At 71.1% G+C, this 15,214-nt stretch carries 14 protein-coding genes; 5 read left to right on the top strand and 9 right to left on the bottom strand.

Going from position 1 to position 15,214, the window contains the following annotated elements; translation table 11 throughout:
* Positions 1–4: 4 nt before the first annotated feature.
* A complete protein-coding gene (locus tag GA0070604_RS15150; RefSeq protein WP_091118532.1) occupies positions 5–1,180 on the top strand; it encodes a zinc-dependent alcohol dehydrogenase in 1,176 nt (391 codons plus the stop codon).
* Here the strand turns inward: GA0070604_RS15150 and GA0070604_RS15145 are convergent.
* The 3 genes from GA0070604_RS15145 to GA0070604_RS15135 form a co-directional block, all read right to left on the bottom strand.
* A complete protein-coding gene (locus GA0070604_RS15145) occupies positions 1,170–2,096 on the bottom strand; it encodes a phosphatase PAP2 family protein (protein ID WP_244161911.1) in 927 nt (308 codons plus the stop codon). The genes GA0070604_RS15150 and GA0070604_RS15145 overlap by 11 nt on opposite strands.
* Positions 2,097–2,266: 170 nt before the next feature.
* The gene (locus GA0070604_RS15140; protein WP_091118531.1) at positions 2,267–3,907 is read right to left on the bottom strand and encodes an MDR family MFS transporter; all 1,641 of its coding nucleotides are present in this window, start codon (positions 3,905–3,907) and stop codon (positions 2,267–2,269) included.
* Positions 3,904–4,371 (bottom strand): MarR family winged helix-turn-helix transcriptional regulator, encoded by a 468-nt coding sequence (locus GA0070604_RS15135; RefSeq protein ID WP_208602065.1) that lies wholly within the window; start codon positions 4,369–4,371, stop codon positions 3,904–3,906. The genes GA0070604_RS15140 and GA0070604_RS15135 overlap by 4 nt, the downstream gene beginning before the upstream one ends.
* A 110-nt stretch (positions 4,372–4,481) precedes the next feature.
* Between GA0070604_RS15135 and GA0070604_RS15130 the strand changes: the two genes are divergently transcribed.
* The 4 genes from GA0070604_RS15130 to GA0070604_RS15115 all read left to right on the top strand — a co-directional run bounded on the left by GA0070604_RS15130 (position 4,482) and on the right by GA0070604_RS15115 (position 8,098).
* Entirely contained in the window at positions 4,482–5,099 is a 618-nt protein-coding gene (locus GA0070604_RS15130; protein ID WP_091118530.1) for a TetR/AcrR family transcriptional regulator, read from the top strand.
* Positions 5,100–5,134: 35 nt separating this feature from the next.
* The gene (locus GA0070604_RS15125; RefSeq protein ID WP_091118529.1) at positions 5,135–5,476 is read left to right on the top strand and encodes an MmcQ/YjbR family DNA-binding protein; all 342 of its coding nucleotides are present in this window, start codon (positions 5,135–5,137) and stop codon (positions 5,474–5,476) included.
* 133 nt (positions 5,477–5,609) lie between these two features.
* Positions 5,610–6,941, top strand: a complete 1,332-nt coding sequence (locus GA0070604_RS15120; RefSeq protein WP_091118528.1) for a low temperature requirement protein A — start codon at positions 5,610–5,612, stop codon at positions 6,939–6,941.
* Positions 6,942–7,000: 59 nt separating this feature from the next.
* Positions 7,001–8,098 (top strand): cellulose binding domain-containing protein, encoded by a 1,098-nt coding sequence (locus GA0070604_RS15115; RefSeq protein WP_091118527.1) that lies wholly within the window; start codon positions 7,001–7,003, stop codon positions 8,096–8,098.
* 30 nt (positions 8,099–8,128) lie between these two features.
* Here GA0070604_RS15115 and GA0070604_RS15110 read toward each other — a convergent pair whose 3' ends face one another.
* The 6 genes from GA0070604_RS15110 to GA0070604_RS15085 all read right to left on the bottom strand — a co-directional run bounded on the left by GA0070604_RS15110 (position 8,129) and on the right by GA0070604_RS15085 (position 15,041).
* The gene (locus GA0070604_RS15110; protein WP_091127140.1) at positions 8,129–9,751 is read right to left on the bottom strand and encodes a glycoside hydrolase family 13 protein; all 1,623 of its coding nucleotides are present in this window, start codon (positions 9,749–9,751) and stop codon (positions 8,129–8,131) included.
* Between the two features lie 97 nt (positions 9,752–9,848).
* Positions 9,849–10,736 (bottom strand): carbohydrate ABC transporter permease, encoded by an 888-nt coding sequence (locus tag GA0070604_RS15105; protein ID WP_091118526.1) that lies wholly within the window; start codon positions 10,734–10,736, stop codon positions 9,849–9,851.
* A 12-nt stretch (positions 10,737–10,748) separates the two neighbouring features.
* Entirely contained in the window at positions 10,749–11,705 is a 957-nt protein-coding gene (locus GA0070604_RS15100) for a carbohydrate ABC transporter permease (protein WP_091118525.1), read from the bottom strand.
* A gap of 81 nt (positions 11,706–11,786) precedes the next feature.
* A complete protein-coding gene (locus GA0070604_RS15095; RefSeq protein WP_091118524.1) occupies positions 11,787–13,166 on the bottom strand; it encodes an ABC transporter substrate-binding protein in 1,380 nt (459 codons plus the stop codon).
* Between the two features lie 315 nt (positions 13,167–13,481).
* Positions 13,482–14,483, bottom strand: a complete 1,002-nt coding sequence (locus tag GA0070604_RS15090; RefSeq protein WP_244161910.1) for a LacI family DNA-binding transcriptional regulator — start codon at positions 14,481–14,483, stop codon at positions 13,482–13,484.
* 147 nt (positions 14,484–14,630) lie between these two features.
* Positions 14,631–15,041, bottom strand: a complete 411-nt coding sequence (locus tag GA0070604_RS15085) for a DUF4440 domain-containing protein (RefSeq protein ID WP_091118522.1) — start codon at positions 15,039–15,041, stop codon at positions 14,631–14,633.
* Between the last annotated feature and the right edge of the window lie 173 nt (positions 15,042–15,214).

The raw sequence follows: 15,214 nt of genomic DNA, 5'->3' as shown, positions 1-15,214 counted from the left end.
CACCATGAAGGCGAACTGTTGGATCGCCCCGAACCGGCTGGCGGTCGAGAAGGTCCCGGACCCGCGGATCCTCAACCCCCGCGACGCGGTCGTCCGGGTGACCTCGTCGGCGGTCTGCGGATCCGACCTGCACCTGCTGGACGGTTTCGTCCCGACGATGATGCGGGGTGACGTCCTCGGGCACGAGTTCATGGGCGAGGTCGTGGAACTCGGCGAGGGTGTGCGGGACGGGCTGCGGGTCGGTGACCGGGTCGTCGTCGCCTTCCCGATCGCGTGCGGCGACTGCGTCTCCTGCCAGCGTGGCCTCTACTCGGTCTGCGAGAACTCCAACCCGAACGCGGCGATCGCCGAGCTGGCCATGGGCCACTCCCCCGCCGGCATCTTCGGCTACTCGCACATGATGGGCGGCTACGCCGGTGGGCAGGCCGAGTACGTGCGGGTGCCGTACGCCGATGTCGGGGCTCTGAAGATCGAGGACGATCTGCCCGACGAGAAGGTGCTGTTCCTGTCCGACGTGCTGCCCACCGGCTACATGGCCGCGGAGCTGTGCGACATCAAGCCCGGCGACACCGTCGCGGTGTGGGGCGCCGGGCCGGTGGGGCAGTTCGCCGCCGCCAGCGCCTACCTGCTCGGCGCCGGCAGCGTGATCGTCATCGACCGGTTCCCGTACCGGCTCTGGATGGCCCGGGACCGGGTCGGCGCGGACACCATCAACTACGAGGAGACCGACGTCCTGGACACGCTGCGCGAGATGACCGCCGGGCGGGGCCCGGACGCGTGCATCGACGCGGTCGGCATGGAGAGCCACCACGCGTCGGCGGCCCTGCACGCCTACGACCGGGCGAAGCAGGCGGTCAAGTCGGAGACCGACCGGCCGCACGCGCTGCGCGAGGCGATCCTCGCCTGCCGCAACGGCGGCACCGTCTCGGCGATCGGGGCGTACGGCGGGTTCATCGACAAGTTTCCGATGGGCTCGTTCATGAACCGCTCGCTGACCATGCGCTCCGGCCAGGCGCACGTGCAGCGCTACATGCGGCCGCTGCTGGAGCGGATCCGCAAGGGCGAGATCGACCCGAGCTTCATCATCACGCACACCCTGCGGCTCGACGACGCACCCCAGGGCTACGACATCTTCAAGAACAAGCAGGACGAGTGCGTCAAGGTGCTGCTCAAGCCGTAGGAGGCCGGCTGGCCCGCACCACCGCCTCGGCAGCGGTCCGGGCCGCGGGGACGCCAGCCGGCAGCTCCACGGGGTCGGCGGGGCCCGACGCGCCGGGGGGCTCGACAGAACGCCGCGGCGCCGGCACGTGGCGTCGGACCCGCACAGGATGACAGGACCGCGCCGGGGCGGCCGGTCGGCGGGTGCCGGGCCCGGGTAGCAGCAGCAGGATCACGCCGAGCAGCCCCGCGGCGACCAGGCAGTCCAGCCAGTAGTGGTTGCCGGTGACGACGACGACCATCAGCGTGGCGAGCGGGTGCGCCAGCCAGAGCCAGCGCAGCCGGCCGGGGGTGACCCGGACCAGCACCACGGCGATGACCAGCGCCCAGCCGAGATGTAGCGACGGCATCGCCGCGTACTGGTTGCTCACCGTGTCGGCCTCGGGTGCGCCGTAGACGGAGGGCCCGAACCGACGCGCGGTGTCGACCAGGCCGGTCCGGAGGGTCAGCCGCGGCGGAGCCAGCGGGACGAGGACATGCAGGACCAGCGCGGCCGCGGTGAGCGTGGCGAGCACCCGGCGGGCCCAGCGGTAGTGCTCTGGACGACGCACATACAGCCAGATCAGGCACAACGCGGTGGCCGGGAAGTGCACATAGGCGTAGTACTCGTTGGCCAGCCGTACCAGCAGCTCGTGGGCGAGCAGCGGGGCCTGGACGGCCGCTTCACTGGGCAGGTGGAGCAGGCGTTCCAGCCGCCAGACCCGTTCCCCGTTGAGCAGAGCGGTCGGTGCCCGGCCCCCGGCGGCGATCCGGCCGGCCTTGTACGCGACGAACAGCGCGGCGACCAGCGCCAGTTCGCGCAAGGCGCGGCGCACGGCGGCGTGACGCCGCCCGCCGGGTGCCGCCGCCGGGCGCCGAGGGGTCTTCGTGATGTCCACTGCTGCTCGTTTCGGTCACGGCCGGCCCACGCCAGCCCTCGCGGGGACATTACGGCCGGCCGACACCGGCCCTCACAGGGACGTACGGCCGGCCGACGCCGGCCCTGATGGGGACAGGTTCAGGGCCGCCGCCGGCGAACGGCGACGGCCCTGAAGCGATCGGCCGGGCGTCAGCGGCGGGACTGATCGCCCTTCGTCCCGGCCTCAACGCTCACCTGGTCGAAGGCGGGTGCCCCGTCGACCGCGTCCGCCGCGACGGCGGCCGACCGCGCGGCGTCCGGGAGGTCGAGGCTGGACCGCAGGGTGACCGGCTTGAGCAGCAGCGCGGCGATGATACCGACGATCGCGATGGCCGCCGAGATGAAGAAGATGTGCCCGGTGGCGTCGCCGTACGCGGCACGGACGATGTGCTGCACCGGCGCCGGCAGCGCGTCGAGGTTCAGAAGGCTGCCACCGCCGCCACCGGAGGTCGGAATGCCGGCGGCGGCGAGGTCGTGGGTGATCCGGTCGGTGACCCGGCGGGCGAGGATGGCGCCGAGCACGGAGACGCCGATGGTGCCGCCGAGGGAGCGGAAGAACGCGACGCTGGAGCTGGCCGCACCGATGTCCTTGAGCGGGACGGTGTTCTGCACGGCGAGCACGAGGTTCTGCATGGTCATGCCGACGCCGACGCCGACGATGAACATGGCGGCGCCGAGCAGGAGGAGCGACGTCTCGTGGTCGATGGTGCCGAGCAGGGCGAAGCCGGCGACGAGGATGACCGAGCCCGCGACGATGTAGGGCTTGACCCGCCCGCTGGCGGTGATCAGCCGCCCGGCGACGATCGACGACAGCAGGACACCGGCCATCATCGGGATGGTGAGCAGGCCGGCCTCAGTGGGGGTGTAGCCGCGGCCGATCTGGAAGTACTGGCCCAGGAAGACGGAGCCGCCGAACATGGCCATGCCGACCGCGAGGCTGCCGAGGATGGCCAGCGCGGTGGTGCGTTCGCGGACGATCTTCAGCGGCACGACCGGCTCGGCGGCGCGCGCCTCGACCCAGATCGCGAGGGCGAGCAGGAGCAGCGCCCCGCCGACCATCGCGGCGGTCTGCCAGGACAGCCAGGCGAAGGAGGAGTCGACGAAGGAGATCCAGATCAGCAGCACGCTGACGCCGGCGGCGATCAGGGTCGCGCCGAGGTAGTCGATCTTGACATTGTCCCGGCGCAGGGTGGGCAGGTGCAGGGTGGCCTGGAGCAGGATCAGCGCGACGACGGCGACCGGCACGCCGACGAAGAAGCACCAGCGCCAGCCGAGCCAGGACGTGTCGACGATGAGGCCGCCGAGCAGCGGGCCACCGACCGTCGCGAGGGCCATGACGCCGCCCAGGTAGCCGTTGTAGCGGCCCCGCTCGCGCGGCGGGATCATCGCCGCGATGGCGACCTGGACCAGCGCCTGGAGCCCACCGACGCCGATTCCCTGGAACGCACGGGCGGCGATGAGCTGCCCGGCGGTCTGCGAGAGGCCGGCGACGACCGAACCGAGCAGGAACACGACGATGGCGATCTGGATCAGCAGTTTCTTGTTGAACAGGTCGGCCAGCTTGCCCCAGATCGGGGTGCTCGCGGTGGCGGTGAGCAGGGTCGCGGTCACGACCCAGGTGTACTGGGTCTGGGAGCCGTTCAACGCTCCGATGATCTTCGGTAGCGCGATCGAGACGACCGTGCCGCTGAGCATGGCGACGAAGAGCACCAGCAGCAGGCCGCTGAGTGCTTCGAGCGTCTGCCGTCGGCTCATCGGTGCGGCTTCGGCCGTTACGGTGGGTGCGCTCATCGCGCGTCCTCCTGGTTGTCGTGGTGTGCGAGGGCGACCCCGAGGTCGCGGGTGAGGCGGCCGAGCGCGGTGGACAGCGCCGCCACCTCGTCGGGCGTCCAGTCGGCGAGCGCCCGGGCGAGCACCTGCCCGTACCAGTCACTCGTCTCGGCCAGTGCGGCCCGGCCGGCCGGGGTGATGGTCAGTTGGCTGGCCCGCCGGTCGGTCGGATCGGGCCGCCGTTCGACCAGGCCGTGCGCGACGAGGGCCGCGACGGCGCGGCTGACGGTCGACGGGTCGAGCCGTCCGCGTTCGGCCAGTTCCCGGGCGTGGCAGCCGCTGGCGCTGCGCTCGATGAGCATGAGCGGGCCCAGTAGGCCGGGCGGCACGGCCGGCCGCTCGTCGACGCGTCGCTGCTTGAGCAGCCGCACGCCGGTCAACAGATCGTGCAGCCGCGTGCCGAGTTCACGGGCGGCGGTGTTCACTCTCGTCCTCCAGACCAACGTTGGTTGCCTCAAGCAAGCATCAGGGAATCTTGCACATCAGGCAAGTTTGCACGTTGAGAAAAGAATCACGTCTCACGTACGCTGAGCCCATGGACGAGACGGCGGGGCTGCGAGAACGCAAGAAGGCGGCGACCCGCCTGGCCCTGCACGAGGCGGCCCTGCGCCTCGCCGCCGAGCAGGGGCCGGACCGGGTCACCGTCGAGGCGATCGCCGACGCCGCCAACGTCTCCCGGCGGACGTTCTCCAACTACTTCTCCAGCAAGGAGGAGGCTCTCTTCCACGGCGACACCCGGCGGCTGCGCCGACTGCTGGACCTGCTGCGCGCGCGACCCGCCGACGAGGCGCCGTGGGCCGCGCTGAGCCGCGCCGCACTGCACCTGGCGGTCGAGGTCTACCACGACGACGACACCGGGCTGTCCTGGCTGAACCGCCGCCGCCAACTACACGGGCACCCGGGGCTGCTCGCGCACCAGGCCGCCACGTACGCCGCGAACGAACGTGAACTGGCCGCCGAACTCGCCCAGCGGCTCACCGGCCCCGACCGGGCGCTGCGCTCCCGGATCATGGCGGCGGTCTTCCTGGCCACCCTGCGGGTCGCCACCCAGCACGGGACCGAGCACCCGGACACCCCGATGGTCGACACGCTCCGGATCGCGCTTGCCCACGCGACCCCGGCTGTGGAGGGCGGTGGCGGCGCGTCCCGGTGACGCGAAATGTCACCCGCCGGCGTTACGGTCGGGCGGTGGTCACCGTCGACGACGTCCGGGCCCTGGCCCGGACCCTCCCCCGCACCAGCGAGCACCTGATCCGGGACCGGGTCAAGTTCCGGGTGGGCGCCATCGTCTACGTCGCGTTCAGCCGGGACGAGCGGACGATGGGCTTCGGCTACCCGAAGGAGGAACGGGACGCGCTGATCGCCACCGAACCGGACCTGTTCCTCCTCCCCCGCCCGTCCGACCTGCGGTTCAACTGGGTGTGCTGCCACCTGCACCGGCTCGACCACGAGCGGATGACCGATTTGGTGACCGAGTCGTGGCGGATGGTGGTGCCGAAGTTCCTCGCCCGCCAGCGACTGGGCGGCTGAGCCGGTCGGCCGGCTGTGCTGAGGGTCATCTACCTGGGCCGACCGACCCGCGGCCTGGAGGGGTGAGGTTCGGCCCGGGCGGGCATGTGCCGAATCCGGCCCGAGGCTGTCCGGGCACTGGGAGACTCGTCCGGTGGGCGCGGACCGGAGACGCGGCGGGCTGGGGCCGGCCATCCCGATCGCTCCGGCCGCCCGGGTGGACAAGTTCGAGGTCTTCTTCGACCTCGTCTTCGTCGTGTCGTTCTTCATCATCACCCGAGCCACCGCCGCCAACGTGGGCAGCCGGCAGCTGCTGCACGCCATGCTGGTGCTCGCGGTGCTCTGGTGGTGCTGGGTGGTGCACAGCATGGTCGCCGCCCGGCTCCGGCTCGGCGAGGGCTTCGTCCCGGTGCTGATGGTGGTCGGCATGATCGCGCTGTTCACCTTCGCGCTGGCCCTGCCGCAGACCTTCGGCGACCACCAGTTGGGCACCGGCGGGCCGATCGTGGTCACGATCAGTTACCTGGTCTTCCGCGCCGTGCATCTGGTGCTGTACGCGCACGCCACCCGGGGTCAGCCGCACGCCCGCCGCCAACTGGTCCAGTTCTTCCCCGAGGTGGCGATCACGGCCTTCCTCCTGTTGATCGCGGCGGTGGTTCCGCTGCGGATCGCTGATCCGGACCTCGCGATATGGTTCCGGGACGGGTTGTGGATCGTCGTCGTCATCGTCCAGTACGCCAGCGGCTTCCTGGCCGGCACCAGGGGCTGGGAGGTCACCTCCGCCGAGCACTGGACGGAACGCTACGACCTGATCCTCATCATCGCGCTGGGCGAGTCGGTGATCTCCGTCGGCGTCGGCGGCAACCTGCTCGGCAAGCCGGTGACGTGGCCGGCCATCGTGGCGGCGATGTTGGGCATCCTCTTCACGGCGGCGCTGTGGTGGGCACACTTCGACATGATCGGCCCGGCCGCCCGGATCGCGCTGCACTCCGCCCAGGGCCCGCCGAGGTTGGCGATGGCCCGCGACGCGTACGCCTACCTCTACCTGCCGATGATCGCCGGCGTGATCCTCTTCGCGATCGGCGCGGAGGAACTGGTGGCCACGATCACCGACCCGGTGGGCGGGTTGACCGAGCGGGGACGGGGCGCATCCGTGCCGCTGCTGTTCAGCGGGGTGATGGTCTTCCTGGCCACCGACGTGATATTCCAACTACGCATGTTGCGAACCGTGACCTGGACCCGGGTCGGCGTGCTCCTCGCGCTCGGGGCCGGGCTTCCGGTCGGACGGCACCTGCCGGCGCTCGCGGCGCTCAGCCTGCTGACCGCCATCTGCGTCGCGCTCGTCGTGGTCGAGGTGCTGGCGTTCGCGGACTCCCGCGGCGCCCTGCGCCGGGCGGTGTACGAGGAGAAGGCCACGCACGAGACGCGCGAGGCCGCCTGGCGTGCCCGGTGGCACGACGGCGGTCCGGAGCAGCCGGCCCGGTAGTGCGACGGCGGGGATCCCCGTCCGGAGCGCCGTCCAACCCTGACCCGTAGAGTCTGCGCGTGATCGAGATCGGCATCGAAATCGACCTGTTCCACCCGTCCGACACGGTGTGGCGGGCGTTGACGGAGCCCGCGCTGCTGGGCAAGTGGTTCGCCGAGAGCGTCCCGCCGGCCGACCGGCCGGAACGGTTGCTGCTGCGTACGGCGGGGCTGCCCGGGTTCGTCGCCGACATCGAGGCGACAGTGGTCGAGCGGCAGGCGCCGCAGCGATACGTGCTGGACTGCCGGGAGGGCGACCAGCTCACCCGGCTGACCTGCCAGATCGTCCCCTCCGGACACGGCTGCCGCCTGTCCGTACGCGAGGAACTGCTGGCGGGCGAGTGGGACGCCGAACGGCACGCCCTTCGGTCGGAGTATCACCAGCAGGCGGTGACCGTGCGGTTGCCGGCGATCCTCGACTGGCTGGCGTTCCAGCGCGTCGACCTGCGCCGCGCCGAGGGCGGGTTGACCGCCGAGCTGCCCGTGGTCCGGTTGCTCGGCGACGGCCGTACCCGGGCCGGGCGGCGCCGCCGGGCGGGGGTGATCGGTGGCGGGCTGGCGTGCCTCGCCCTGGCCGGCGGGGCCGCGGTGTGGCTCACCCGACCGGCGCCGCGGATCCCGGAGGCCACGCCGCAGTCGACGCTGCTGCTGCCGACCACCACGAGCCCCGCCCCCAAAAGCACCCCGTCGCGGACCGTGTCGACCGCCGCCCGGAACAGCGCCACCGCGTCCCCTTCCCCATCCCAGTCGCCGTCCCCCTCCCCCAGCACCGCCACGCCGACCCGGACGCCCGAGGCGACCCCCACGCCGGCGGCCCCGCTGACCGCCCGCTACCAGACCGTCTCCGACCGGCTGTTCGGCTACCGGGGTGAGGTGGTGGTGACCAACCCGGGCGGGACGGAGAAGCAGGACTGGGCGGTGGTCGTGACGCTGGCCACGGGGGCCGCGATCAACAACGCGACCGGGGTCGAGTGGCGGCAGGACGGGCAGGTCGTCACCTTCACCGGGAAGGCCGTGCCGGCCCAGGGGTCGACGACGTTCCGGTTCGACGTACGGGATACGCGCACGCGAGCACCCGAGGGGTGCACCGTCGACGGCGCCCCCTGCTCGATGCAGTGACGGAGCAGGGGACGCCGGCACCGCGACGGATCAGCGGGTACGCAGCCAGACGGCGGTGTCCGGCGGAAGCCGGTCGTCGACAGGCCCACTGGCCAACAGCAGCCGGTCGTGGTCGGGCAGCGGCACCGCCGTGTCGGAGAGGTTGACCAGGCAGGCGAAGCCGGGCTCGCGGCCGAAGGCGAGCACCCGGTCGGGGGCGGGCAGCCAGGTCAGCGTGCCGTCGCCGAGCGCCGCCTCGTCGCGGCGCAGCGCGATGGCGGCCCGGTACAGCTCCAGCATCGAGTGCGGGTCGCCGGTCTGCGCCCGAACCGTACGGTCCTTCCAGTCGGCCGGCTGGGGCAGCCAGGGCGGGACCGCCGCGCCGTCCGGGCTGAACCCGAACGGCGGGGCGTCTCCGGTCCACGGCAGCGGCACCCGGCAGCCGTCCCGGCCGGGATCGACCCGGCCGGAGCGTTCCCACATCGGGTCCTGGCGCAGCTCGTACGGGATGTCCTCGACCTCCCAGAGGCCCAGTTCCTCGCCCTGGTAGACGTACGCCGCGCCGGGCAGCGCGAGGGAGAGCAGCGCGGCGGCCCGGGCCCGGCGGGTGCCCAGCTCCAGGTCGGTGGGGATCCCCTCGCGCTTGGCGGCGAAACTGAACGTGGTGTCCGCCCGGCCGTAGCGGGTGACGTGCCGGGTGACGTCGTGGTTGGAGAGCACCCAGGTGGCCGGCGCGCCGACCGGCGCGTGGGCGCTCAGCGTCCCGTCGATGCTCTCGCGCAGCGCGGCGGCATCCCAGGCGCAGCCGAGGAAGTCGAAGTTGAACGCCGCGTGCAGCTCGTCCGGGCGCAGGTAGTTGGCGAACCGCTGCCGGTCCGGCAGCCACACCTCGCCGATCAGCGCCCGGTCGCCCGGGTACTCGTCGGCGACCCGCCGCCAGGCGCGGTAGATCTCGTGCACCCCGTCGAGGTCGCGGAACGGGTGCGGTCGGTCCGGCAGCGTCTCGGGCAGCGTCCCGTCCTTGACCAGCAGGCCGGCCGAGTCGATCCGGATGCCGTCCACCCCCCGGTCGAACCAGAACCGCAGGATGTCCTCGAACTCGGCCCGCACCCGTGGGTGGTCCCAGTTGAAGTCCGGCTGCTCCGGCGCGAACAGGTGCAGGTACCAGTCGCCGGGGGCGCCGTCCGGGTTGACGGTCCGGGTCCAGGTCTCGCCGCCGAACTCGCCGACCCAGTCGGTGGGCGGCCGGTCGCCGTTCGGGCCCCGGCCGGGGCGGAACCAGAACAGCTCCCGCTCGGGCGCGTCCGGGCCGCCGGCGAGCGCCGCCTGGAACCAGGGGTGCGCCGCGGAGCAGTGGTTCGGCACCACGTCGACGATGGTCCGGATGCCGAGCGTGTGTGCCTCCGCGATCAGCGCCTCCGCCTGCGCCAGGGTGCCGAAGACCGGGTCGATGTCGCGGTAGTCGGCCACGTCGTAGCCGGCGTCGGCCATCGGGGAGGGGTACCAGGGGCTGAACCAGATCGCGTCGATACCGAGCGCGGACAGGTGACCCAGCCGGGACCGGATGCCGGTGATGTCGCCGATCCCGTCGCCGTCGCCGTCGGCGAAGCTGCGCGGGTACACCTGGTAGATCACCGCGCCACGCCACCACGGACCGCTGTCTGCTGTGGACACGAGCACCTGCTTTCTGCGTTGGTACGTCGGTGGGTTCGCCGGACCTGAGGGTGTTGTCGGGCGAACGGTCGTTGGTCGCGCGTCGGCGTGTCCGGGGCTATCCCTTGAGGCCGCCGGTGGTCAGGCCGGACATGATGTTCCGTTGGAAGATCAGGAAGATGACGACGGTCGGGATCGCGGCGATCACCGACGCGGCGATCACGACGTTCATCGGCGTGCCGCCGGAGAAGGCGTAGATGCCGACGCTGACCGTCCGGGTCTCCGGCGACGGCATGACCAGTTTGGGCCAGAGGAAGTCCTTCCAGACCGCGGTCACGGCGAAGATCGAGACCACGCCGAGGATGGGGCGCGACATCGGCAGGATGATCGACCACAGGGTGCGCAGCGGCGTCGCCCCGTCCATGACCGCCGCCGACATCAGCTCCTCCGGAATCGAGTCGAAGAACCGCTTCAGCAGGAAGATGTTGAACGCGTTCGCGACCAGGGGCAGCCAGATCGCGAACGGCGAGTCGAGCAGGTTGAGGTGCAGGATCGGCAGGTCGATCACGGTCACGTACTGCGGGACGATGAGGACCATCGCCGGGATCATCAGCGTCGCCAGCATCATGCCGAGGATCACCTTGCCGAGCACCGGTCGCAGCTTCGACAGGGCGTACGCGGCGGCGGTGTCGAGGACGAGCTGGAACAGCAGCGCCCCGGTCGCGTAGTAGAACGTGTTGAACAGCAGCTTGGCGAGGTCCAGGTTGGTCCACGCGTCGGCGTAGTTCCGCGGCTGGGGGTCCCTGGGATACAGCGACGGCGGGGTCTGCGCGATCTCCTGGCCGGACTTGAGCGCGCCGGTGACCATCCAGTAGAGCGGCCCGAGGAAGACGAGCGTGAACACCAGCACGACGACGGCGAGCAGCGTCCAGTAGATGATCCGCCCGCGCCCGCGCCTGAGCTGGGTAGGTGAGATGAGGGTCCGGGTGCCGGAGTCCTGCGCCATGTCTCGCCCGTCCTAGTCCTGTTTCGAGGTCAGCCGTACGTAGCCGGCGGAGAAGCCGGCCAGCACCACGAGCATGATCACGCCGAGCGCCGCGGCGCCGTTGAGGTCGTTCTGGAAGAACCCGTGCTGGTAGATGAGGTACGCCACCGAGGTCGCGGAGTCCTGTGCGCCCGCGCCGTTGGCGAGGATCAGTGGCTCGATGAACAACTGCATCGTGGCCACGATCTGCAGCATCGCCAGGAGCGCGAGGATCAACCGGGTCTGCGGGATCGTGACGTGGCGGATCCGCCGCCAGATTCCGGCGCCGTCGAGCTCGGCCGCCTCGTAGAGTTCGCCGGGGATGTTCTGCAGCGCCGCCAGATAGATCAGCACCGCGCTACCCATGTTCATCCAGGTCGACGCGATCACCATCGCCGGCATCGTCATCCCGGGCGACTGCATCCACTCCGACGTCGGCAGGTGCAGTGCCTTGAGAATCGCGTTGAACAGGCCCGCGTCGCTGGGGTCGTAGGCGTAGAACTTGAAGAGGAAGAGCGCGGAGGCGGGCGGCAGCATCACCGGCAGGTAGACCAGGATCCGCAGGTACCCCTTGGCGTGGCGGAACTCGTTGAGCATGATCGCCACGAGGAACGGCATCGCGTACCCGAGGACGAGCGCCAGGATCGTGAAGTAGAAGGTGTTCTTCCAGGCGGTCCAGAAGCTGGGGTCGTTGAGGATGCGGACGTAGTTGTCCCAGCCGACCCAGGTGGTCTCGCCGCGCCGGGTGCGCTGGAAGCTCATGACGACGCCGCGGACCATCGGGTACCAGGAGAAGACGGCGAAGCAGGCGACCGCGCCGAGCAGGAACGCGTGCCCGGTGAGGTTGTCCCGCACCTTGCGGCCGAGACTCGTACGCCCGGGCCCGGCCGGGTACGGCGGCGCGGGGCGACCCGGTCTGCCGGTGGCACCCGGGACGGTGGTGATCGCCAAGGCAACTCCTGCGGAAGTCGGTGAGCCGGACGGTGGTGGCGTGGAGGGTGGGGGCCGGTGCGCCGGCCCCCACCCGTCGGATCAGCTCCCGCTGGCCAGGAGCTGGTTCACCTTGTCCTCGGCCGTCTTGAGCAACGCGTCGATGTTCGCGTTCGGGTTCGTCAGCACCCCGGACATCGCGGCGTCGAGCACCGCGTAGATCGCCTGCGCGTTGCGCGGCTCGCCCTTGATCGGGACCGGGTTCGCCTCGAAGGCCGCGAAGTTCGTGGTGTCAACGTTCGCGTTCGCCTTGCGCAGTTCGAGTTCCTGCTTCTGCGCGTCGCTCCCGTTGGCGAAGAGCAGCGGCTGGGGCAGGCCCACCGGGTAGTTCTGCGGCTTGGCCCGGACGTAGTCGAACTGGCCCTTGCCCGGCGTCAGCTTCTGGTACGCGATCCACCTCAGGCCGGCCTTGACCTGCTCCGGGGAGAGGCCCTTCTTGAAGAAGTAGCCCTCGCCACCGCCGAGTGTCCCCTTCGCCGGGCCGTCCTGGCCGGGCAGCGGGCCCATCGCCCAGTCCTGGAACCTGCCCTGGAACTGGCTGACGATCGCCTGGGTGGCGTCCGGCGCGCCGATGAACATGCCGACCTTGCCCGCGCCGGCGTTGGTCAACAGGTCGCCCCACTGGAGCAGTTGGCGGGCGCCCATGCTGTTGTCGCCGTACCGCATGTCCTTGAGGTTCCGCAGGACCTGCTTGCCCATCGCGTTGTTGAAGTCGGCCTTCTTGCCGTCCGGGGTCAGCACCTGGCCGCCCTGGGAGTAGAGCAGGGAGGTGAAGTGCCAGCCTCCGGTGTTGCCGGCGCTGTACTCGGCGTAGCCGGCGATGCCGTTGCCGAGCGCGGAGATCTTCTTGGCGGCGGCCCGGACCTCGGCCCAGGTCCTGGGCGGGTTGTTCACGTCGAGCCCGGCCCGCTGGAACAGGACCTTGTTGTAGACCAGGCCCATCGAGTAGTTCTTCACCGGTACGGCGTAGAGCTTGCCGCTGTCGGTGAAGACCTCCTTCAGCGCCGGGTCGACGCTGTCCCAGGTGGGGATCGTGTCCTTGTTGGCGTACTGGGTGATGTCCATCGCCTGACCGGAGTCGAGCACCTGCTGGAGATCGGTCATGTACCCGTAGAACACGTCGGTCATGGTGCCGCCGGCGAGGCGGGCGGTGAAGTCCGGCGGGTTGTTGCACTGCTCGCCGACGCTGACGCTCTTGATGACGATGTCGGGGTTCTGCCGCTGGAACTCGGCCACGTCCTCGTTCCAGTTCTGCAACAGCTCTTTCTGGGCGCCGACCGGCTGGCAGTCGACGGTGATGGTGACCTTGCCGCTGGCGTCCTTCGTCGCGTCGTCGCTCTTCGTGGAGCAAGCCGCAAGGGTGAGCCCCAGGCCGGCCACGAGCGCTAGCGCCGCAGCCTTCCGGTACTGCGGTACGGACATCTGTCCATCCCTTCGGGAACGGGTGTCTCCATGGCCTTGCCAGGCACCCGCCGCGGGAAGCTGCGCCCGGGCCGGGTGTGAGTGGAGCCACTGTAACGAGGCGGACTCATCGCAGCAAGATGTCGACTGTCTTTTGAAAAGACGCGACGCGGCGGGTGGCCGGCGCGATGGTCAACTCCAGGTGCGGCAACAAGCGGCCTCGCGGCAGGCTGTGACCACCGCATGCCGCACACGGCGTTGACCATGAAGCGAAACGGCCGCCGACCGCGAGCAGCGGTCGGCGGCCGGAAGCCTCGTCCGGGGCCAGGAAGACGGTCAGCGGCCGGGGGCCGGGGCGGTGGAGCCGCGTACCACCAGTTCGGGTTCGAACAGCAACTCGTCGCGTAGCACGCCGGCCCCCTCGATCTGGGTGACCAGCAGGTCCACCGCGGCCTGTCCCATCGTCTCGATCGGCTGCCGCACCGTGGTCAGCGGCGGGTCGGTGCAGGTCATGAACGCGGAGTCGTCGAAGCCCACCACCGAAACGTCGGTCGGCACCACCCGACCCAGCCGCCGAGCGGCCCGGATGGAGCCCAGGGCCAGCACATCGCTGGCGCAGATGATGCCGGTCACGCCCCGCTCGACCAGCTTCGTCGCGGCGACCCGCGCCCCTTCCATGGAGAAGCTGGAGCGCTCGACGTACTCCGTGTCGCCGGCCCAGCCGGCCACCCGGATCATCGCGGCCAACTTGCGCCGGGACGGCACGTGCCCCTCCGGGCCGAGCACCATCCCGATCCGGTCGTGCCCGAGCGAGCGCAGGTGGCCGTACGCCTGCTCGACGGCGACCGCGTCGTCGGTGGACACCCGGGGAAAGCCGAGGTCGTCGACGCCGGCGTTGACCAACACCACGGGCAGCCCCCGGTCGGTCAGCCGCCGGTAGTGCTCGTGCGAGGCGTCGGCGAGGGCGTACGACCCGCCGGCGAAGATGACCCCGGAGACCTGGTGGTCGAGGAGCATCTCGACGTAGCCGGACTCGGGCACGCCGCCGATGGTGCGGGCGCAGAGCGCGGGGGTGAACCCGCGTTGGGCCAGCGAACCGGTGACCACCTCGGCGAGCGCCGGGAAGATCGGGTTCTGCAGTTCGGGCAGGACCAGGCCGACCAGCCGGGCCCGTTCGCCGCGCAGCTTGGTCGGGCGCTCGTAGCCGAGCACGTCCAGGGCGGTCAGCACGGCGGTCCGGGTCGCCTCCGACACGCCGCCGCGCCCGTTGAGCACCCGGCTCACGGTCGCCTCACTGACGCCCGCCTTGCGGGCCACCTCCGTCAACCGTTTCGTCACGGCGGCAATCCTACGTCGCCTTCTTGCAAGAAATGAACCGCCGCCTGCTCGCTCGCGGCAAGACGCGCGCCCGACACCGCCACCAGTGACGCGCCGGGGCCGGCGGCGCCACCGGCCCCGGCGCCGCGGTGAGCCCGCCGGCGGGACTCAGGCCCCGGGCAGGCCCTCGTGGTTGAGGTAGAGCACGATCCGGAACCGCCCACCGTCGTCGTGCAGCAGGTACGACGACACGAGCCGCACCGGCGCGCCGCCGTGCACACGCGCGGCGTCCCACTCGGTGCGGGCCAGCACGTACCGGTCGTCGACGCGGTGGCAGGTGACCTCGGCCAGCGCCGCAGGGCCGAATCCGGCGGCGGCGAACAGTCGTTCCCGGCGGGGCAGGGCGGCGAGGAAGGCGGCGCGGGACACCGGCCGGGCGCCGGTGTCGTCGGCGACCAGGAACGGATCGGCGAAACAGGCGCCGACAGCGTGGGCGTCCGCGCTGTCGGCGTCCGGCGTCAGGGCGGCGAGAAAGCGACGGACACGGGTGTCGAGAGCGACGGTGGCTGCCTCTGGCACGCGACTGGGTCCTTTCGGGGAAACCGACCGCGCCGTGGGCCGGCGCGGCTGAGCGGGCGCTCCCCGGCGCGGTGACCGCAGCACGCGGGAGCGCCGCCACGCTACCAGTCCTAACCGGACATAATACCACATGTATTCATAAATATCAAGTACCGCCGGGCCCGTCCCGCCTC

The sequence above is a fragment of the Micromonospora eburnea genome (assembly GCF_900090225.1).
Lineage (GTDB): Bacteria > Actinomycetota > Actinomycetes > Mycobacteriales > Micromonosporaceae > Micromonospora > Micromonospora eburnea.
Note: the sequence above shows the minus strand (reverse complement) of the source record. Positions and strands in the feature narration are given on the sequence as shown.